We start from the raw sequence: 19,659 nt of genomic DNA, 5'->3' as shown, positions 1-19,659 counted from the left end.
GCGACGGTGGCGGCAGGCCTGTCCATCACCGGGTGTGATGGGTTCATTCACCCCGTTCACCGGTGCCGACCGGCGATATCAACGAGGGGCGGGTGCGGAGCAATTTTCTTTCGATTGCGTGGCGTCACGCAAAAATCCCTTGACCTGACCGGGAGGTGGCGCGTTCATTTCCGCCAGTTTTGCACGCGCACGGAGAATAACATGCCTGTCGATACCGCCCCCCGCAGCACCACCTGGACCTTCGTCGACGGGGACTGGATCGCCGGCAATCCGCCGCTGATCGGCCCCACCTCGCATGCCATGTGGCTGGGCTCGACCGTGTTCGACGGTGCCCGCTGGTTCGACGGCATCTCGCCCGACCTCGACCTGCACTGCCAGCGTGTCAACCGCTCGGCACTCGCCATGGGCATGAAGGCAACGATGGCCGCCGAGGAGATCGAGGCGCTGGCACTGGAGGGCGTCAGGAAGTTCGACGGCAAGACCGCCATCTACATCAAGCCGATGTACTGGGCCGAACACGGCATGGCCTCCTCCGTGGTGGCCGCCGATCCGGAATCCACCCGCTTCGCGCTGTGCCTGTTCGAGGCGCCCATGCACACGGCAAAGCCCTCGTCCATCACCGTCTCGCCCTTCCGCCGGCCGAACCCGGAAGTGGCGATGACCGGCGCCAAGACCGGCAGTCTCTACCCGAACAGCGGCCGCGCCATCATCGAGGCCCGCGCCCGCGGCTTCGACAACGCGCTGATGCGCGACATGAACGGCAATGTGGCCGAAACCGCCTCCTCCAACATCTTCCTGGTCAAGGACGGCGTGGTGATGACGCCGGTCGCCAACGGCACCTTCCTCGCCGGCATCACCCGCTCGCGCGTCATCGCGCTTCTGCGCGGCGCCGGCGTCGAGGTGCGCGAATGCACACTGACGGTCGAGGATTTCAAGACGGCCGACGAGATTTTCACCTCGGGCAACTATTCGAAGATCGTGCCGATCAACCGGCTGGACGACCAGGAATTCCAGGAGGGGCCGCTCGCCCGCAAGGCGCTGCAGCTCTACATGGACTGGGCGCGCGCCGGAACGAAGGCGGCCGCCTGAGGCCTGCGCACGGACCGCCGCGCGGCTCGCGCAAGAATGGCCCCTCCCGGCGGGTGAGGGGCCAATCGCGCCTTGTGAGCGGAGAGAGGCGGGATGTGCCTCGCACGCCCCTCTGCCCGGGCTGCTGCCGGGCAGGCCTCTCCGGCAAGACCGTGCCGATCTCCGATCAGCCGAGCGACTGCCGGATCGTCTTCAGCATGCCGAGATGGGTTTCGATGGAGGGTACGCCCACCATCGAGGCGCCGCGGGCCATCGGGTCCTCGCCGTTTTCGGCATACTGCTTGTGGATCGCCAGAAGCTCCTGATGGCCCTCCATCTGGCCGTCGATATACATCCGGTCGAATTCCGCGCCGCTGGCGGCCTCGAGCTTGGCAAGCATCTGCCGGTGTTTTTCGCTGAGGCCGGCCGAACCGGGCTCTGCGCCGAAGGCTTTCGCAACGGCGGCCTGCTCGCGGATCTCCAGCTGGGCGAACACCTTCACCGCATTGGCGGTGCCCTTCTGCCGGGCAAGCTCGCTGCTGGCGGTGGCAAAATCGCCGCCCATCAGTGCCTTCATCTTCGCCGGATCCAGCGCCTTGCCGGAAGCGGCCTGCGTGGCCTGGCCTGTCTGGGCAAGCGCCTGGCCGGCGACCGGCAGCGTGCCGGCCAGCGCCATGCCGGCCAGAATGGTGCGTCTGTTCATGGTCTCTCTCCTGTGCTCCGCCCGCGCCCAGAACCGCTGCCGGCCCGCGAAGTTCCCGCTGAAGCGGCTCCCGTCGCGCGCTGTGTCCAAGGTGCGGGAGAATGGCAAAAATGGCGTACCGTTTTAGCCGCGCGCACGGTTGCCTAGCGCCGCGTTGGAACCTATGTTCCGCCTCAACATCGCTTCAGGTGTTTTGCCGAAAAGGAGTAAGATCATGGCCTTTGAACTTCCCGCACTCCCCTATGCCTACGATGCGCTCGCCCCGTTCATGTCGGCGGAAACGCTCGAATTCCACCACGACAAGCACCACAAGGCTTACGTGGACAACGGCAACAAGCTGGCCGCCGAAGCCGGCATGGCCGACCTGTCGCTGGAAGAAGTCGTCAAGAAGTCCTACGGCACCAATGCCGGCCTCTTCAACAATGCCGGCCAGCACTACAACCACATCCACTTCTGGAACTGGATGAAGAAGGATGGCGGCGGCACCAAGCTGCCCGGCAAGCTGCAGGCCGCCATCGACAGCGACCTCGGCGGCTATGACAAGTTCAAGGCCGATTTCGTTGCCGCCGGCACCACGCAGTTCGGCTCCGGCTGGGCCTGGCTCTCGGTCAAGGACGGCAAGCTCGTCATCTCCAAGACCCCGAACGGCGAAAACCCGCTGGTGCACGGCGCATCCCCGATCCTCGGCGTCGACGTCTGGGAACACTCCTACTACATCGACTACCGCAACGCCCGCCCGAAGTACCTCGAAGCCTTCGTCGACAGCCTGATCAACTGGGACTACGTCCTGGAAATGTACGAAGCCGCCACGAAGTAAGCAGCGCAAGGACCGGCGCCTTCTGCCGGTCTCCTGTCGTTTCTGAGAGGCTCCGGTTCGCGCCGGGGCCTTTTCTTTTGCCGTGGTTTCCCGCGCCGACACAGAGCGGCGCTGAAAAACGCCCGCGATGAAACAGGAAAAAGTCCGCCCGCCAGAGCCGAAGACAGTCATGTCCCGGACCCGGCCGGACCGCTCCCCGTAGTGCTGGTGGATGACACTGCGGAAATTGTGAGGCTGAAGCCGACTTTCTGCCCCGGTATCGGCAGCCTGCCAAACGCTTCGCCTCATCCTCCGGCGTTCCGAGATCGGCACGCTGATCGGCATCAGTGATTGCAGCCTTGCGGGGCAGGATCTGAAGCCGTCCCGGCTGCGTGCCGGCTTCGCCGTGAAATTCTGATCCGACAGGCAGACCGCCGGTGCCCGGAAGGGGCCGGCGGTCTTGCTTCTGGCGTCTCGCTCTCCTCAGTCCGCCAGCCGTGCCCAGCGCTCGTGGTCGCACCACACGCCGTTGATCTTCAGGTAGCGCGGCGAAAAACCCTCTTTCGAAAAGCCGCAGCGGGAAACGAGCGCGATGGAACGATGGTTGCCCGGCTGGATATTGGCTTCGATGCGGTTCAGGCCGATCTCGTCAAAGGCATAAGCCAGCACCCTGTTCAGCGCTGCCGTCATCAGCCCGCGCCCGGCAAGCCCTGCCATGCCGTAATAGCCGAGATAGCAGCTGCGAAAATTGCCGAGCGCGATCTGGCTGAGGTTGAAGACGCCGATGATGCCGCCGGTTGCGGCAAGTCGCGCGATCAGGCTCACATTGGCGCCCGTCACCACCTGTCCATACCAGGCCTCGAAGCCCGGTTCGTCGGTCGGCGGGCAGACCCAGGGGTGATGCTGCGGCAGGCTGTCCAGATTGGCAGCCAGCAGATCGGCCGCGTCGCTGCGCAGCACGGGGCGAAGGTCGATCATGTCGGCGGGGGGCGGCAGGGTGTCTTTCATGGGGTCTTCTCCGGTCAGGGCATCGGCGGTTAAGCCGGTGACGTGGCGCGGTCAATGGACAAAGCGCCGCGCCCGTGCCGGGGGCTGTGGCAGATCGCCTGTCACAACCGTGTCACGCCAGCCGGCTATTGCCGCCGCATGCCAAACCAGCCTCTCCTCCGCTTCGGCCTCATTGCCGATCCGCAATATGCCGATCTCGATCCGAACACGGTGCTCGACCGTCATTTCCGGGCGAGTCTCGGCAAGCTTGCCGAGGCGATCGCCACCTTCGAGGGCGAGGATCTCTCCTTCGTCATGACGCTCGGCGATCTGGTGGATCGGGGCATTGAGCATTTCGAGGCACCGCTTTCCATCTACCGGCGCTCGCGCCACGAATGCCTGTTCCTGCCCGGAAATCACGATTTCCTGGTCGATCCGGAGCATCTCGATAGCGTGCATGCGCTGCTCGGCATGCCGGCGCCCTATTACAGCTTCGTGCGCGGCGGCATCCGTTTCGTCGTGATCGACGGCTGCGAGGAAAGCCTGTTTGCCACAATGCCCGGCTCCGACGCCAATGCGCAGGCTTCGGCGCGGCTTGCGGGTTTGAAGGCGAAGGGCGCGATCAATGCCATGGAGTGGAATGCCGGCATTTCGCAGCGCCAGTTCACCTGGATCGCCGGCCAGCTGGAGGCGGCGCGCGCGCTTGGCCAGCCGGTCATCGCCATGGGACATTTCCCGCTTTATCCCCACAGCGACCACGCCCTGTGGGACGCCGAGGCGCTTGCCGATCTCTTTTCGTCCGCGCCGCATGTGATTGCCTATCTGTGCGGCCACTATCATGCGGGCGGCGTGGCGCGTGCCGGCAAATGCTGGTTCCTCAATCTCAGGGGCATGGTGGATACGCAGCGGCAGAATGCCTTCTCTCTGATCGGCCTGCATGAGGATCGCATCGAGGTGCGCGGCTTCGGCCGCGAGGAAAGCCGGGTTCTGCCGCGCTGAGCCGGCTGCAGGCTCGGCAACGGCCGGCAAGGCCGCCTTGCCCTTTCGCTTTCCGCGTGGTCATCACATCTGTGTGTGCCTGCTCAAACGTCATGTAAATCAAGTGCATGCCATGCCATCATGCCCCGTCGCAGGAAATGCCGGGGTGGGTCCGGCGTCGACAGAAGGGGAGATTTTCCATGAAACTGAAACTGGTGACCGCCGGCATTCTGGCGCTCTGTCTTGGCGCGGGCGCCGTCTTTGCTGCGGGTGAACCGCAGGTCGTACGACAGGATCTGATGAAGAAGATCGGCGGCTCGATGGGCGCGCTCGGCGCGATTGCCAAGGGCCAGAAGCCCTATGACGCTGCCACCGTGAAGACCGCGCTTTCCACGATCGCCGAATCCGCCAAGGATTTCCCCAATCACTTCCCGGCCGGTTCCGAGACCGGCTTCGAGACGGAAGCGGCGCCGGCCATCTGGCAGAACCCCGCCGACTTCAAGGCCAAGGCCGAGAAGCTTTCCAGCGATGCCCAGACGGTTCTCGCCTCCATGCCGGCGGATCAGGCCGGTGTTGGCCAGGCCATGCAGACGCTGGGATCCGAATGCGGTGCCTGCCACCAGACCTATCGCCTGAAGCGCTGAGGCGTGTCCGAACGGTCTTGCCGCCGCCGGGCCACACCCGGCGGCGAATCGTCTTGTTGTGTCTGAGCTGACCGAAAGGGGAAGGGGATGGCCTCGATCTGGAGCAAGTTTGCCCTGGCCGGCGTGGTTGCCGCAGCGGTGGGGGCCGGCGTCGCCTATGCGCTGACAAAGCCCGATCCGCATCCTGCCTCCTACTGGGCGGGCCTTGCCGCGCCGGATCTTTCGCATGGCGAAGTGCTGTTCTGGGCCGGCGGTTGCGCCAGCTGTCATGCCGCCGCCGGGGCGCAGGGCGAGGCTCTGAAGGTCCTGTCCGGCGGCCGCGCGCTGCCCACCGCCTTCGGCACCTTCCATGTGCCCAACATCTCCTCCGATCCGCAGGCCGGCATCGGCGGCTGGACGCTGGCGCAGTTCGGCGATGCCATGACCCGCGGCGTCGGCGCGAAGGGCGAGCATCTCTACCCCTCCTTTCCCTACGGCTCCTATGCGCGCATGACGCGCGAGGACATCAACGACCTGTTCGGCTACCTGAAGAGCCTGCCGGCAAGCGACGCGATCGCGCCGCCGCATGCGCTGAACTTCCCCTTCAACATGCGCATCGCGGTCGGGGGCTGGAAACTGCTCTATTTCTCGGATGCGCCGCGTGTCGATCTTGCCGAGGCCGGCGATGCCGTGAAGCGCGGCCAGTATCTGGTGGAAGGCCCCGGCCATTGCGGCGAATGCCATACGCCGCGCAATGTGCTCGGCGGCTTCCAGGCCGGCCAGTGGCTGGCCGGCGGACCGAACCCGGAAGGCGAGGGCCGCATTCCCGACATCACTCCCGGCTCGCAATCCATCGGCCAGTGGAGCGAAGAGGAGATCGTCACCTATCTCGAAACCGGCTTCACCCCCGATTTCGACAGCGTCGGCGGCTCGATGGTGGAGGTCCAGCAGAACCTGGCGCACCTTCCGAAAAGCGATCTGCAGGCGATTGCCGCCTATCTGAAGGCGGTTCCGGCGCGATAGAATCCCGCGCGCCCCTTGTCTCGGGCAGGGGAGATCGGCCATGCTGGCCTTCCCGCCGCATGGTTTCCCGAAGGACCGGTCATGACCCTGATGCTGACGCGCGCCGACATGCGCGCACTGCTGGACGAGCAGGCGCTGCTCGATGCCCTGCGACAGGCCTTTGTCGCCTATTCCACCCGCCGCAGCGTGGAGGCGATGCGCATTCCGGTGCCGCTGCCGGTTTCCGACGTGCCGGCGGGTGCTTCCGGCATGCTGCTGGCGCCCGGGCTGGTGCCCGGCATTCCCGCCTATAGCGTGAAGGTGCATGCCAAGTTTCCCGGCCGGGACCCGGCGATCCGCGGCGTGCTGCTGCTGAACGACCTGCAGACCGGTGACCTCCTGGCGATGATGGAAAGCAGTTACCTGACCGCGCTGCGCACCGGCCTTGCCGGTGCGCTGGGGGCCGATGCGCTGGCACGGCCCGAGGCCCGCACGGTGGCAATCATCGGGGCCGGTGCGCAGGGGCGTGCGCAACTGGCCGCGCTGCGGCTGTTGCGGCGGATCGATCGGGTGCAGGTCTTCGATCCCGTGCCGCAGGCGGTGGCCGACTATCTGGCGCAGCCCTGCTGTGCCGGTATCGCGGCGGTCGGCTGCGGCAGCCTGGAGGAGGCGATGCAGGCGGCGGATATCGTCATCACCGCCACCTGGGCACGCGAGCCTTTCCTTTACCGCCGTCATGTGCGGCCCGGCATGCACATCACCACGCTCGGTCCGGACCAGCCCGGCAAATGCGAGGTGGCAGCCGAGGTGCTGGAGCGGGCACGGGTGGTGGTGGATGATCGCCGGCTGGCGCTCGAGATGGGCGCCGTCGGCGGCGCCGGGCTTGGCGCCGAGGTCATTCATGCCGAACTGGGCGAAGTGCTGGCGGGAACGCGCGCCGGGCGCACGGATCCGGATGCCATCACCGTGTTCGGCAGTGTCGGTCTTGCCTTCCAGGATCTGGCGGCCGGCTGGCTTGCCTATCGCCGCGCTGTGGCGGCGGGGCTCGGTCGCCGGATCGACCTTCTCGACTGAGGCGAGGCGGCGTCAGAATTCCCGCCCGAAACCCGCCATCTCCGCGTCCGCCTCCGGCGTCCAAAGGCCAAGCGCCGTCAGAATTGCCACGGTGAAGGTGAAGGGCGAGGTGCCGGGCGCCGTCACGATTCCATTCTCGGACACCGCCTGCGGCTGGTCGCGGTAGAGCGCGCTTCCGCCATAGCCGGGCACGGCCTGATGGGCGGCGAGCGCATTGCCGGTATGGGCGACTTCGTTGAGGATGCCGGTGCCGGCAAGCGCGCTGGCGGCCGCGCAGATGCCGGCCACCAGGCGCCCGCGGTCGCGAAAGGCGTGGACGAGGCCGGACAGATCCGGTGCCGTGCCCTTTTCCCAGCTCATGCCGCCGGGAATGACCAGCGCGTCGAAGGCGTCCGGATCAAGCCCGGCATAGGCGCAGTCCGGCGTCACTCGCAGGCCGCCCATGGAGGTGACCGGCGCCCCCTCCGGCGAGGCGGTGACGATCTCCGCGCCGAGAAAGCTACGGGCGACGGCGATCAGAAGCCCGATCTCCCAGTCGGCATAATCGGGCGTCAGGGCAATGGCGATGCGGGTCATGCGCGGTTCTCCCTTGGTTCGCATGTCACGGGTGCGGGGCAGGGGCGCCCCGGTGTCAGGCGCGATCCTGTCGCGCCGTGACGCGGACGGGTCACGCCAGCGGCTGCAGGAAGCGCATGCCCGTGACGGGCCGGGCGATGAATTCCATCTGCTCGTAGAACCGGTGGGCGGCGAAATTGCCGGTGGCGGCGGAGACGGAAAGGTAGTCGCAGCCCTGGGCGCGGGCACAGTCGCGGGCGCGCGCCACCAGATGCTGGCCGATGCCGTGGCCGCGATGGCCATCGCGCACGAAGAGATGGTGCAGGTCCATGCCGCGCTTGCCTTCCTGCGCCCTGTAGAGCGGCACCAGAATGGCGTAGCCCATCAGGCCGTCGCCGCCATCGGCCACCAGCGCCTGGATCCACGGCATGGGGCCGAACAGGTCGCGCTCCAGCGTTTCCGGCGTCATGGCCGAGGCATCGCCGTGATGGGCGGCGAGCAGGGCGATCATTTCGTTGAGTTCCGGCAGGTCACGCGGCTTGGCGACGCGGATGTTCACCACGGCCGGGCGGAGAAGGGAGATTTCGGTATCTTCAGGCATTTGCGGCATCCTCTGGTTTTCTCGTGCCGTCAGGTGCCGTCTTCTAACAACAAAGCCGCCTGACGGCGGCTTGTTGACATTGTGATCTGTCGAGCCGCCCGTTACCGGTAGGCCCAAAAATACGTGGCAGCAATGGGTGCGCGTTCGATCATCATGACGCCATGCATGCGCCCGATTTCTGCAGGTGTCAAGGGGTGTGTGACTTGCGGGGCGGGGGCTGGTATGATTGGCTTGCGCAAACACGGTTCCGTCTCCAAGGCCAAGCTGTCGCCAGAAGGCGCAGGCAGGGATAAGGATGATGTCGGATCGCCACCATGGCCGGAGGCTGCAATGGGCAAGACCGAACGCATCGCCGTTGATCTTTCGTCGGAAACGCTGGAGGTTTTGCGCCTCAGCGTGGAGCGCGGCGATTATCCCTCGACGGCTGCGGCGATCGAGGCTGCCGTGCGTGTGATGAGCGGGGAGGGCCCGGTGCAGCGCCTGGAACGGCTGCGACAGCGTGTGCAGCATTCGCTGGAGGACGGCAAGACCCCGGTTCCAGCCGATGAGGCCGAGCGGTCAATGGGCGACTTCATGCAGCGGTCGGCCGCGTCCCTGCGATGATCCGCCGGCTGCCGGTGGCCTACCGGCAAGATGCGCTGGCCGATCTTCGTGCGATCTATCTGTTCGTTCTGGAGCGGAGCGGCAACGAGGCGACGGCGCGCGGATTTGTCGAACGCATGATGGCGCGCTGCCGCAGTATCGGCGATGCGCCGGATGGCGGTCGACGACGCGATGACCTTGTTCCCGGATTGCGGACCGTTCCCTTCGAGCGACGGGCCGTGATTGCCTATGTCCTGCGTTCGGATCAGGTCGAGATCACCAATATCTTCTATGGCGGGCGCGACTATGAGGCGCTCTATCGGGATGATCCGGACGGGCAATAGCCGCCTCAATGTTCGTGTTCGCACAATCCGTGGTCGGAAAGGGCGCGGATTACATAGCAATCCTCCACGGTGTGGCCGCCGCAGTGGGAGACGATGCGCTCCAGTTCGGCTTCGAGCCGCTTCAACTGTTCGATCTTCTGACGCACTTCGGTCAGATGCGCGCCGGCAATGCGGTCGGCCCCCTCGCAAGGGGCTTCCGGATGCTGGCTGAGCGCCAGAAGTTCGCGGATGCGGTCGATCTCGAAACCGAGGTCGCGGGCGTGGCGGATGAAGGTCAGCCGTTCCACATCGCCCCGGCCGTAACGGCGCTGGTTGCCCTCGGACCGCTCGGAGGGCGCCATCAGGCCCATCTGCTCGTAATAGCGGATGGTTGGCACCTTCACGCCGGTGCGGCGGGACACTTCGCCGATCGAAAACATTTTTGCACTCCGCCTCTTGAACCTCTAGCCGCTAGAGGAATTATCTGTGGTGTCACCAGAAGAATTGCAAGCGACAGAGGTGACATGATGAGCGCAGGCTGCTGCGACCACAAGGCGAGTTTCGAGGGGCTTTCGCCCGCATACAAACGCAGGCTCTGGGCCGTCATCCTCATCAACGCGACGATGTTCGTGGTGGAGATGACGGCGGGCCAGATGGCGCGCTCGCAGGCGCTGCAGGCCGATGCCCTGGATTTCTTCGCCGATGCCGTCACCTACGGCATCTCGCTGGCCGTCATCGGCGCCTCGCTGAAGGTGCGCAGCCTTGCGGCGGCGGCCAAGGGCATCAGCCTGTTGCTGATGGGGCTCTTCGTGTTCGGCGCCACGCTCTATCGTGTCTTCGTCGCCGGCGTGCCGGAGGCGCCGGTCATGGGTCTCATCGGCCTGCTGGCGCTCCTCGCCAACCTGGCCAGCGTGCTTCTCCTTGTCCGCTACAAGGACGGCGATGCCAATGTGCGTTCCGTCTGGCTGTGCTCGCGCAACGATGCGATCGGCAATGTCATCGTCATGATCGCCGCGCTCGGCGTCTGGGGCACCAGCACCGCCTGGCCCGACCTTGCCGTCGCCACCGTGATGGCCGGTCTCTTCCTCACCTCGGCGGTGCAGATCCTCAGCCAGTCCCGGGCGGAGTGGCGGGCGGGCGGTGCCGTCGATCCCGATCATGGCGCGCATCCGCATGGCGGCGCGCCCGCAGCAAGCGGCAGCCCGTCCGCCTGCTGCGCGCTTGATCATGCCGGCGGCGATCGCCATGGGGTGCACCACCACGCCCATTCCGGCTGACGGAGGGTGGCAGAAGGCGGCGTCCCCCCGTGCGCCGCCGATCCGCCAAGCCGCGTCAAGACCCGCATCAAGGCCCGCGTCACGTGCTTCCTCCCGGGTCTTGTTCTTTTCGTGTCACCAACATAGGGTAGGGGGGTATAGTACTGGAGCGCCACCCATGTCCCACACCATTCGCGATGCCGAAAAGCTGCTGGCCCGCGTGCGCCGCCTGAAGGGGCAGATGGAAGCCGTCGAGCGGGCGCTGATCGCGGAAAAGCCGTGCGGAGAGGTGCTGCAACTGCTGGCCTCGATCCGTGGCGCTCTCTCCGGCCTCACCGGAGAGGTGATGGAGGCGCATCTCACCGAACATGTGGTGCATGCCGAAGGCGAGACGGAGCGCGCCGTGGCGGCCGAGGAACTGGCGGCGGCGCTGCGCACCTACATACGCTGAACCTGATGCAGGAAGCCGCCGTGGCATCCGCCGCGGCGGGGAACGCGCCCATGCGGCGCCCGACCTTCAAACCGGGAGGAACCCCATGACCTCGCAGACCCCTCCGTCGCCCGATGGCCTTGTCCACGAGCATGTCTTCCTTGGGCAAAACCACGATCGCAATGCACGCAAGGTGGGCTTCGTCATCGCGCTGACGGCGGCGATGATGGTGGGCGAGATTGCCGCCGGCAGCCTGTTCGGCTCGATGGCGCTGCTGGCGGATGGCTGGCACATGTCGACCCATGCCGGCGCCATGCTGATTGCCGCGGTCGCCTACTGGTATGCGCGGCGCGAGGCGCGAAACGGCCGCTTCACCTTCGGCACCGGCAAGCTCGGCGATCTGGCGGGCTTTGCCAGCGCGGTGGTGCTGGCGCTGATCGCGCTGCTGATTGCGGTCGAAAGTCTGTTCCGGCTTGCCGAACCGGTGCCGATCGCCTTCGGCGAGGCAATCCTGGTCGCGGTGCTTGGTCTTGCCGTCAATCTCGTCAGCGCATGGCTGCTGCGCGACGAGCCGCATCATCACGGTCACGACCATGGTCACCATCACGGTCCTGCCCGTCACGCCGGCCCCCGCCAGCATGATGCCCAGGATCATGGCCCTCACGGTCATGATGATGACCACCATGAGGCGGGCCATCATCACCACGACCATCGGGATCATGTGGCGCACCATGCTCACCCTGAGCCGACAGCGCACGGACGTCACGACCATGCGGGGCATCATGGCGGGCACGGCCATGGTGGCCACCATCATGGCGGCCATCACGGGCATGCCGGCGACAACAATCTGCGCGCCGCCTATCTGCATGTGCTGGCCGATGCCCTGACCTCGGTACTGGCCATTCTCGCCCTGCTGCTCGGCCGCGCCTATGGCTGGATCTGGCTCGATCCCGTCATGGGCATTGTCGGCGGTCTGGTGATCGCCCGCTGGTCCTGGGCGCTGATCCGCGACACCTCCCGCGTGCTGCTCGATGTGGTGCCGGACGAAGGGCGGCTGGCGGAGCAGATCCGGGCCCGGCTGGCGATGGCGGAAGGGCAGGTCACGGACCTGCATGTCTGGCAGGTCGGCCCCGGCCACCACGCCGCCATCGTGGCGCTTTCGGCTTCCGAGCCGCTGGAGCCGGCGGCCTACAAGGACAGGCTGAAGGATCTCGACACGCTCTCGCATGTCACCGTGGAGGTGAGCCGGGCGGCGTGAGGGGGGCGACAAGGGACGCAAGAAAAATTAATAATTGCAAAAACTATAAATGCGCCTCATGATTGCATTCTGGGCGGTTCATTCCAAACTTGGAGACATCCGATGAACCGGTATCTTTTCTCACTCCTTGGCGCATTGTGCCTGGCTCTCACAACGATCGTTGTTCCTGCCCATGCTCAATATGTGCAGACATTCAACAATAACCCGACCCGCAATGCATGCACGCAAGATGTGACTGTCAACTTCCAGGATGGGAGGAATGTCGTTCTGCAGCCCAATGCGGCTGCGGTGACGCTGAATGGTGCCGTCACCAGCGCGACGTACATGAATGTCGTTATCCCGGCGGCGGACAACACCAGTTTCAACAACGGCTATCGTTGCGTCTACAGGGATTGCCGGGTCGTTGGACAACGGGGAAGCTTGGCGATCGACTGCTATTCGCCAACGAACTAAGGGCACACGCTGGCCCTGATGTGGGTCTCAGATGTTGCTCTGCAATAAGGTTGCCGGGGAGGGCTGTTCCGCCCCGGCGCCGTCAGAACTCGGAATAGACGTCCTCGACCTTCTCGATCGAGCCGGCCGGAGTCTGGAGAAGGGGAGCCGTCTCATGGCCGGCCTGTCCCGCATCGCTGCGGGCGTTTTCCACCGCCCACAGGGCGTTGGCAAGGGAGGAGGATAAAAGGGTGCTGCTGCCGGTCAGCGCAGACGCGGAGCGCTGCGGCTGATCTGTCTGACGCTGTTCGGTCGCCGCTTCGGTTCGGCGTTCGATACTGTAGGAACGCCCCGAATAGCCGTAGCCGCTCAGCCCGCTCTGGATCTGCATGGCTGTGTGTCCGTGCTGGTTATCGTTAAGAAAGTGTTAACTTATCAAGCTTGCGCGAGGCTTGCGGCTTTTCGCAATGCGAAAAACGGGGCATTGACAGACAGGCGCTTGTCCGGGGTGCCGGCTGATTTGCCCGCAAGGGGCGCGTTTTTACGCATTTCGGCGGGACGGATCGGTTGTATGCGGGAATCGGCTCGCCGAAACTGCCCGCCGGATCCCGGTGCGGCGAATCTCAGACGAGCGAGGCAATGCCCTGACGAGCCGGTCCGCTTGCCGTCGGGCAGGAGCCCGACCGCGGGTCGCCCGCCAGGCAGCAGCGGTCGCGGCCGGCAGCCTTGGCGTCGTAAAGCGCCTGGTCGGCGGCCTTGATCGCGGCTTCCAGGCTTGCGCCGGTTGCCGGGCAGAGGAATATGCCGGCCGAAAAGGTGAGGCTCGCATGGGGCAGGCCGGGCACGCGGATGTCGCGCAGTGCCTCGCGCCACCGCGCGCAGCAGGCCAGCACCTCGGCGCGACTGGTGCCGCGCAGATAGATCAGAAACTCCTCGCCGCCCCAGCGGAACAGGCTGTCGCCAGGCCCGAGACCGGTCAGAAGCGTTTCGGCGAAGACCTTCAGCACCTCGTCGCCCACCTGATGGCCGAACCGGTCGTTGAAGCTCTTGAAGTGGTCTATGTCGAGAATGGCGAGCGCCGCGACGCCACCGCAGGTCTGGGCCGACAGGAGGTCGGGCAGAATGTTCTGTGCGTGCCGGCGATTGTGGAGCCCGGTCAGATGGTCGCGCAAGGCCTCCTCGCGCAGCAGTTCCTGCAGGCGCAGGTTCTCCTGCAGCCGCGCTTCCAGATCGTGCGACAGGCTCGCCAGCCGGTTCTGGTCGGCCTTGCGCAGGGAGATGTCGCGCATCACCATCATGCGTCCGCCCATGCGGCCCCAGGGCTTCAGCGAGTGGATCGAGATTTCGTAGGAGGCGCCGCTTCCGGCCAGCGTCAGTTCGTGCCGCTCTTCGTCGCCATGGGCGGTGCGGGCCAGAAGTGCGGTCAGTTCGGCCGGCTCGCGCAATACCTCGCCGATCGGGTGCTGGGGAAGGCCGGGCAGGCTTGCCGCAGCCGGGTTCAGTTCCAGAATGCGCCCGGCCTCGTCCAGAATGATCACCGGATCGGGCAGGATCGAGAAAATCGCTTCCCGCCCGATCGGCGGCACCACGAACAGCCGCCCCAGCAGTTGCGCCCCGAGCATGAAGGCGCCGGCGCCGACGAAAACGAAAGGCGTCGGATCGTCGTTGAACAGCGTGAAATTGTACTGCGTATAGGCGATATTGGCGATCCACGGCACCAGCGCGGCGATCAGCAGCGACAGGATCTGCCAGCGGTGGATGCTGCGGTGGCGGATGGTCAGCACCGTGCCGGTGATGGAGGCCACCGTCATCGTCGAATAGGCGATGCCGAGGGCGGCCCAATAGGCCCAGCCGTGGCGAAACAGCATGGCATCCGCATCCAGCAGCTCCAGATACATGGCATGGTGCCAGGAATCGGTGAGCGCGATGATGCCGAAGAAGGTGGAGATCAGGCCGATCACCACCATCTGCCCCAGCGTTTCCGGCTGGCGGCCGCGCGCATAGGTGACGAAGCTCAGCGACCAGTAAAGCGGCGTGCCCATGATGCCGAACCAGGCGAGCTTGGTGGCCACCAGCTGCTGTTCGAAATCGGCCACGCTGTGGCGATAGAGCACGCAGCCCGTCCACCATAGCGACATCAGCACGGACAGGGCAAAGGCATAGCGTCCTGGCGCATTGGGTGCGCGCAGCGTGCCAACGATGATGATCAGCGCCAGAACGATTGTCGCTCCGAGCAGCCCGACTGACGTCTCCAAAATGCCTTACCCCGCCCCTTTTGGGTTATTGTAGCGAATCGGCACGACTCGGCAACAATCATGCCGCAGATCTTTGCGCCTCGCCGCCTGCCTGCGGCCTGTTCCCCGGCGATTCGCGCTTCCCCAGGACGACATGTAGCAAATTCAGGCAAACACGAGCGTCACATCTGCATGACAAAGCGAAAAAATGTTGTTTTTCGACACTATTTCCGGCTGAGCGTCGGGGTGAATACAGCCGATCGCGCGCAACGGGCGCCGATCTTGCTGCGGCAGACGTTGCCTGCGCGCTAATGCGCCCCGTTTTGTCTCCGGTTGGCAGAACCTATTGCTGTCTTATCGGTTCGAGGGACGTGGCGGCGGTGCCGGCAACGGCCCGGCGGGTCTATGACAGGCCGCGGCTGCGGGGGGGCGCGGCGCAGGTCCGGGGCTGGGTTCCCGTGCCTGCCTACCGCACCGGTTCTTCCGTCCCCACCTTCAAGGAGGATGCAGTCGATGCAGACAGCCGCCACAGAGACCCAGCGCTTCGATGCCCTGCATGGGGCAAGGGGACTTGCGGCCATCGCCGTCATGTGTCTTCACCTGCAGTTTTATACCCGGTTTGCGGATGGATGGCTTCCGGGTGCCTATCTCGCGGTCGACCTGTTCTTCCTTCTCAGCGGCTTCGTCATCGCCCATGCCTATGATGCGCGTTTGCGGACGGGGCTTTCGCCGCTGGTCTTCCTGCGGCGCCGTTTGGCGCGCCTCTACCCGCTCTACGCATTGTCACTTCTCATCTCGGCCCTGGTGGTCCTGGAGCGGATCGGGCGTGAGGGCATCGGTGCCTTTTCCCGGCTGGATCTCGCGGCAAGCTTCGTTCTTTCCGCCGTCCTCTTGCCGGTGCCGCCGGCCTTGTCGATCAGCCCGACGCAGCTCTTTCCGCTGAACGGTCCCGCCTGGTCGCTGTTTCTCGAAATCCTCCTCAACCTTGCCTTCGGCTGCATGGCGCTGTTGCTGACGCGCCGGCGGCTGGCCTGGCTGATCGGCCTCGCCGGACTGCTGCTCGCGCTGGTCACCTGGCATCATGCCGGGCTGGATGTCGGAACCCGCTGGGACAGTCTGGAGGGCGGCCTGGGGTGGATCTTCTTCTCGTTCCTGTGCGGCATCTTCATGCGCCGCTTCCTGCCACTCGGCCCGGTTCCTGGCCCGGTGCTGCCGCTGGTGCTGATGGCGGGCGCCTTCGTCCTTGCAGCAACGCCCGCCGTAGCGCTTCGCCCGCAATTCGATCTCGCGGTAGTGGTTGTCGTCTGGCCCTGCCTGCTGCGGCTGGCGTCCGGTGTCCGGCTTGCGGGTCCCATCCGGCGAGCGGCCCATGCGCTGGGCGAGGCCTCCTACGGGATCTATATCCTGCACATGCCGTTGATGAGCCTGATGGCCGCCCTGTCCCGCTGGCTGGGGCTTTCCGTGCACCAGCGGGATCTGTGGTTCCTGTGGGGCGCGGTGCCGGCAACGGCGCTTCTCTGCGTCTGGCTGAACCGTGCCTATGACGAGCCGGTGCGCCGCCGGCTGGCGGGCCGAGGATCGGCACCTGCCGCCCTCGACGCCCGCTGAGCCTTCGGTTACATCTTCCCCGCCACCTTGATCGCGAAGGCATATTCGAAGGCGATTTCCTCCAGGCGCTGGAAGCGCCCGGATTTGCCGCCATGGCCGGCGGCCATGTTGGTTTTCAGGAGATAGGGGCCTGCCTCCGGCGCCGTATCGCGCAGGCGGGCGATCCACTTGGTCGGTTCCCAATAGGTGACGCGCGGATCGGTAAGGCCGGAGATGGCGAAGATCGGCGGATAGGGCCTGTCTGCCACATTGTCATAGGGCGAATAGGCTGCGATCCAGCGATATTCCTCCTCGGAGTCCAGCGGATTGCCCCATTCCGGCCATTCCGGCGGGGTGAGCGGCAACGTGTCGTCCAGCATGGTGTTCAAGACATCGACAAAGGGCACGGCCGCAATGATGCCGGCAAATTTCTCCGGCGCCATGTTGGCGATCGCCCCCATCAGCATGCCGCCGGCCGAACCGCCTTCGGCAATGATGTTGTCGTAGGACGTAAAGCCCTCCTTCACCAGATGGTCGGCGGCGGCGATGAAATCGCGGAAGGTGTTTTCCTTGTGCTCCATCTTGCCGTCCTCGTACCAGGCAAAGCCCTTGTCCTTGCCGCCGCGGATATGGGCGATGGCGTAGATGAAGCCGCGATCGGCAAGCGACAGCGTATTGGTCGAGAAGGAGGCGGGAATGGTGATGCCATAGGCACCGTAGCCATAGAGAAGGCACGGCGCCGAGCCGTCAAGCCGGGTATCCTTGCGATAGAGCAGCGAAACCGGCACCAGTTCGCCGTCATGCGCGGGCGCCATCACGCGGCGCGTCACATAGTCGTCCGGGTTATGGCCGGAGGGCACTTCCTGCGTCTTCAACAGCACCCGCTCGCGGGTTGCCATGTTGTAGTCGAAGAGTTGGCTCGGTGTCGTCATGGAGGAGTAGGAGAAGCGGATGACGTCGGTGTCGTATTCCGCAGCCCCCTGCAGGCCCAGCGAATAGGCCTCTTCGGCAAAGGCAATCGCATGTTGCTCGCCGCTTGCGCGGTCCATGATGACGATGCGCGGCAGGCCCTCGCGGCGCTCCAGCCAGACGAGATGGCGGGCATAGGCGGCATGCGAGAGAATGAGGCGGCCCGGCTCATGCGCCACCACCTCCACCCAGTTCTCCTTGCCCGGCGCGGCAACCGGTGCGGCCATGATCTTGAAATCCTTGGCGCCGCCGTCATTGGTCAGGATGTAGAAGATCTCGCCGCCCTCGGTCATGGAATATTCCACGCCCTCTTCGCGCTCCGCCACCAGCAAGGGCTCGGCCGTCAGGTCCGTGGTCGAGAGGATACGGTATTCCGACGTCTCGTGATCGTGGATGTCGATATAGATCACATCGTCCAGCAGCGAGCCGCCGACGCCCATGAAGAAGCCGGGATCCTTCTCCTCATAGACCAGCCGGTCGGCCGATTGCGGCTGCCCGAGGAGGTGGTGGAAGACTTTCGACGGGCGGTGGTTCTCGTCCTGCAGCGTATAGAAGAAGCTTCTGCCGTCCGGCGCCCACACACCGCCGCCGGCGGTGTTCTCGATGACGTCGGGAAGATCCTCGCCGGTTTCGAGATTGCGCACGCGCAGGGTGAAATATTCGGATCCCTTGTCGTCATAGCCCCAGATGCCGAGCGAATGGTCGCTGCAGTGGTCGATGCCGGAAAGGCGGAAGTAATCCTTGCCTTCGGCCTCGCGGTCGCCGTTCAGCAGCACCTGCCGCTCGCCGCCGTCGCGCGGTGTGCGGAAATAGTGCGCCTGCTCGCCGCCGGTGACATAGAGCGTGCCATAGGCGAAGGGGCCATCCTTCATCGGCACGGAGCTGTCATCCTCCTTGATGCGGCCCTTCATTTCGGCAAACAGGGTCTTCTGCAGGTCGGCCGTGTCGCCGAGTGCGGCTTCCATGTAGGCGTTTTCCGCTTCCAGATGCGCCCGGATCGCCGGATCGAGGATCGACGGATCCTTGAACATCGCCTGCCAGTTGTCGGCGCGCAGCCAGCCGTAGTCGTCCGTGCGGGTGATGCCGTGGCGGCTGTCGTTCACCGGCCGTTTGTCGGCTTTCGGCGGGGTGGGGAGGTTCTGGAAGAGAGCCCTGGAACGGGCCACGGGATTGTTCACGCGAAAACTCCGGCATCGACTGAAAGGTCTGCCAGAGATAGGCGGCACTCAGGCCAAGAGCAAGGAGGCTTACTTCTTCTTCGAGCGCTGGCCGGGCAGAACGCCGTCGCGCCAGCTCTGCCAGTAGACGACGCCGATCGCCATGGCGACACCGATCACCGGTAAGCTGATGAGCAACAGATTTTCCATCATTCGCTTAACCCTCGCAGGATCCAGCCCGCCAACACATGTAATGTACTGCCCAGCACAAAGCAACCAAGGGTCCCTCCCGCAAGCCAGATCTGGCTGATATCCGGCCGCATGTCGCCGTAGATCATCCGCGTCACCGGGGTAAACACCCCGATCAGCATCACGCCGATGCCGATCCCGTTCAGAAAGGTGGCACGCAGCTTGATCTGCTCCTTGCGTGCATCCGAAAGCGGTCGGATGCTCGCACTCTCCGGTTCTGCCTCCACCATGCCGGTGCTCCCGTGTCGGCTGGTCGCCGCGCGCCGCCGTCCGGGATTGTTGATCACATTTTGCGCGATTCGTCTTCCGGTAGGTGGTCATTCCGGCACACCTTCCCTAGGTTTCGCCGCGTCCGACGTGATTTGGAAATGAAACGCATGAAACGATCAATTTCTCTTGCCGCGGTGGTGCTGGCCGTCCTGCCCGCGCTGCCTGCCCAGGCGATCGACAATCGCATCGTGCGCCAGCTCGATGCGCTGACGCCACAGGAACGGCGCGAACAGCGGTGCGATATCGAGGCGATGAACCGGATCGCCCGGGAAAAGGAAGGGTTCCGGCCCGACAAGGTGATCGCCTATACCTTTGGCGACACGGTGGAAAAGGGAGATCTCATCCGCGCACCCGGCGCTGTCTTCCGCAGCCGGGGCGACTGGTATCGCCTGCGCTACAAGTGCCTGACCGCCAATGACGGGCTGGACATCAAGTCCTTCGATTACAAGGTGGGCGCCAAGGTGCCGCGCGAGCGGTGGGAACAGTACTACCTCTATGACTGAAGGGTTTCGGTGCCGCAGCCGC

At 65.1% G+C, this 19,659-nt stretch carries 23 protein-coding genes; 14 read left to right on the top strand and 9 right to left on the bottom strand.

Annotation, left to right across the window (positions count from 1 at the left end; translation table 11 throughout):
* Positions 1–201 precede the first annotated feature (201 nt).
* Positions 202–1,089, top strand: coding sequence for a branched-chain amino acid aminotransferase (locus KLP42_RS02100; RefSeq protein ID WP_215564371.1), 888 nt, complete (start codon positions 202–204; stop codon positions 1,087–1,089).
* 166 nt (positions 1,090–1,255) lie between these two features.
* On the opposite strand, the gene KLP42_RS02095 is transcribed toward KLP42_RS02100, so the two are convergent.
* Positions 1,256–1,771 carry a DUF4142 domain-containing protein gene (locus tag KLP42_RS02095; RefSeq protein ID WP_215564369.1) on the bottom strand — a complete coding sequence of 172 codons (516 nt, stop codon included), beginning with the start codon at positions 1,769–1,771 and terminating at the stop codon, positions 1,256–1,258.
* A 214-nt stretch (positions 1,772–1,985) separates the two neighbouring features.
* Here KLP42_RS02095 and KLP42_RS02090 point away from each other — a divergent pair, with 214 nt between their 5' ends.
* Entirely contained in the window at positions 1,986–2,588 is a 603-nt protein-coding gene (locus KLP42_RS02090) for a superoxide dismutase (RefSeq protein WP_215564367.1), read from the top strand.
* A gap of 462 nt (positions 2,589–3,050) precedes the next feature.
* On the opposite strand, the gene KLP42_RS02085 is transcribed toward KLP42_RS02090, so the two are convergent.
* Positions 3,051–3,575 (bottom strand): GNAT family N-acetyltransferase, encoded by a 525-nt coding sequence (locus tag KLP42_RS02085; RefSeq protein WP_252192695.1) that lies wholly within the window; start codon positions 3,573–3,575, stop codon positions 3,051–3,053.
* A gap of 138 nt (positions 3,576–3,713) precedes the next feature.
* Here KLP42_RS02085 and KLP42_RS02080 point away from each other — a divergent pair, with 138 nt between their 5' ends.
* From KLP42_RS02080 to KLP42_RS02065, 4 genes are all read left to right on the top strand, one after another.
* A complete protein-coding gene (locus KLP42_RS02080; protein WP_215564808.1) occupies positions 3,714–4,553 on the top strand; it encodes a metallophosphoesterase in 840 nt (279 codons plus the stop codon).
* A 179-nt stretch (positions 4,554–4,732) separates the two neighbouring features.
* Positions 4,733–5,176, top strand: coding sequence for a c-type cytochrome (locus KLP42_RS02075; protein WP_215564365.1), 444 nt, complete (start codon positions 4,733–4,735; stop codon positions 5,174–5,176).
* Positions 5,177–5,263: 87 nt separating this feature from the next.
* Positions 5,264–6,178 carry a c-type cytochrome gene (locus tag KLP42_RS02070; protein WP_215564363.1) on the top strand — a complete coding sequence of 305 codons (915 nt, stop codon included), beginning with the start codon at positions 5,264–5,266 and terminating at the stop codon, positions 6,176–6,178.
* A gap of 81 nt (positions 6,179–6,259) precedes the next feature.
* Entirely contained in the window at positions 6,260–7,231 is a 972-nt protein-coding gene (locus KLP42_RS02065) for an ornithine cyclodeaminase family protein (RefSeq protein WP_215564361.1), read from the top strand.
* A 12-nt stretch (positions 7,232–7,243) separates the two neighbouring features.
* Here the strand turns inward: KLP42_RS02065 and KLP42_RS02060 are convergent, their stop codons facing one another.
* Positions 7,244–7,807 (bottom strand): type 1 glutamine amidotransferase family protein, encoded by a 564-nt coding sequence (locus tag KLP42_RS02060; protein WP_215564359.1) that lies wholly within the window; start codon positions 7,805–7,807, stop codon positions 7,244–7,246.
* A 91-nt stretch (positions 7,808–7,898) separates the two neighbouring features.
* A complete protein-coding gene (locus tag KLP42_RS02055; RefSeq protein ID WP_502941253.1) occupies positions 7,899–8,387 on the bottom strand; it encodes a GNAT family N-acetyltransferase in 489 nt (162 codons plus the stop codon).
* Positions 8,388–8,717: 330 nt separating this feature from the next.
* Here KLP42_RS02055 and KLP42_RS02050 point away from each other — a divergent pair, with 330 nt between their 5' ends.
* Both KLP42_RS02050 and KLP42_RS02045 read left to right on the top strand, forming a co-directional pair.
* Positions 8,718–8,990, top strand: coding sequence for a hypothetical protein (locus KLP42_RS02050; RefSeq protein WP_215564355.1), 273 nt, complete (start codon positions 8,718–8,720; stop codon positions 8,988–8,990).
* On the top strand, positions 8,990–9,313 hold the full coding sequence (locus KLP42_RS02045) for a type II toxin-antitoxin system RelE/ParE family toxin (RefSeq protein WP_215564807.1): 324 nt from the start codon (positions 8,990–8,992) through the stop codon (positions 9,311–9,313). Before KLP42_RS02050 ends, KLP42_RS02045 begins: the two co-directional genes overlap by 1 nt.
* 5 nt (positions 9,314–9,318) lie before the next feature.
* Here the strand turns inward: KLP42_RS02045 and KLP42_RS02040 are convergent, their stop codons facing one another.
* Positions 9,319–9,732: a MerR family transcriptional regulator gene (locus KLP42_RS02040; RefSeq protein WP_215564353.1), complete on the bottom strand. Its 414-nt coding sequence runs from the start codon at positions 9,730–9,732 to the stop codon at positions 9,319–9,321.
* Between the two features lie 87 nt (positions 9,733–9,819).
* On the opposite strand from KLP42_RS02040, the gene KLP42_RS02035 reads away from it, so the two are divergent.
* From KLP42_RS02035 to KLP42_RS02020, 4 genes are all read left to right on the top strand, one after another.
* Complete coding sequence (locus KLP42_RS02035) at positions 9,820–10,569, top strand: cation efflux transmembrane domain-containing protein (protein WP_215564806.1); 750 nt, start codon at positions 9,820–9,822, stop codon at positions 10,567–10,569.
* Between the two features lie 157 nt (positions 10,570–10,726).
* Positions 10,727–10,999, top strand: a complete 273-nt coding sequence (dmeR, locus tag KLP42_RS02030; protein ID WP_215564335.1) for a Ni(II)/Co(II)-sensing transcriptional repressor DmeR — start codon at positions 10,727–10,729, stop codon at positions 10,997–10,999.
* Positions 11,000–11,084: 85 nt separating this feature from the next.
* Positions 11,085–12,236 carry a CDF family Co(II)/Ni(II) efflux transporter DmeF gene (dmeF, locus tag KLP42_RS02025; protein ID WP_215564333.1) on the top strand — a complete coding sequence of 384 codons (1,152 nt, stop codon included), beginning with the start codon at positions 11,085–11,087 and terminating at the stop codon, positions 12,234–12,236.
* 102 nt (positions 12,237–12,338) lie between these two features.
* Positions 12,339–12,689, top strand: coding sequence for a hypothetical protein (locus tag KLP42_RS02020; protein WP_215564331.1), 351 nt, complete (start codon positions 12,339–12,341; stop codon positions 12,687–12,689).
* An 82-nt stretch (positions 12,690–12,771) separates the two neighbouring features.
* Here KLP42_RS02020 and KLP42_RS02015 read toward each other — a convergent pair whose 3' ends face one another.
* Together KLP42_RS02015 and KLP42_RS02010 are read right to left on the bottom strand one after the other, a co-directional pair.
* Entirely contained in the window at positions 12,772–13,059 is a 288-nt protein-coding gene (locus tag KLP42_RS02015; protein ID WP_215564329.1) for a hypothetical protein, read from the bottom strand.
* A 232-nt stretch (positions 13,060–13,291) separates the two neighbouring features.
* Complete coding sequence (locus KLP42_RS02010) at positions 13,292–14,923, bottom strand: GGDEF domain-containing protein (protein WP_215564327.1); 1,632 nt, start codon at positions 14,921–14,923, stop codon at positions 13,292–13,294.
* Positions 14,924–15,415: 492 nt separating this feature from the next.
* Between KLP42_RS02010 and KLP42_RS02005 the strand changes: the two genes are divergently transcribed.
* Entirely contained in the window at positions 15,416–16,510 is a 1,095-nt protein-coding gene (locus KLP42_RS02005) for an acyltransferase family protein (RefSeq protein ID WP_215564325.1), read from the top strand.
* Positions 16,511–16,518: 8 nt separating this feature from the next.
* Here KLP42_RS02005 and KLP42_RS02000 read toward each other — a convergent pair whose 3' ends face one another.
* On the bottom strand, positions 16,519–18,636 hold the full coding sequence (locus KLP42_RS02000; protein ID WP_353844784.1) for a S9 family peptidase: 2,118 nt from the start codon (positions 18,634–18,636) through the stop codon (positions 16,519–16,521).
* 188 nt (positions 18,637–18,824) lie between these two features.
* Positions 18,825–19,094 carry a hypothetical protein gene (locus KLP42_RS01995; RefSeq protein ID WP_215564323.1) on the bottom strand — a complete coding sequence of 90 codons (270 nt, stop codon included), beginning with the start codon at positions 19,092–19,094 and terminating at the stop codon, positions 18,825–18,827.
* A gap of 147 nt (positions 19,095–19,241) precedes the next feature.
* Here KLP42_RS01995 and KLP42_RS01990 point away from each other — a divergent pair, with 147 nt between their 5' ends.
* Positions 19,242–19,637, top strand: coding sequence for a DUF930 domain-containing protein (locus KLP42_RS01990; protein WP_215564321.1), 396 nt, complete (start codon positions 19,242–19,244; stop codon positions 19,635–19,637).
* Positions 19,638–19,659 lie beyond the last annotated feature (22 nt).

It is taken from the genome of Rhizobium sp. CSW-27 (assembly GCF_018760785.1).
Classification (GTDB): Bacteria; Pseudomonadota; Alphaproteobacteria; order Rhizobiales; family Rhizobiaceae; genus Neorhizobium.
The sequence above is the reverse complement of the archived record's forward strand: the minus strand, read 5'-3'. Positions and strand labels throughout refer to the sequence as shown.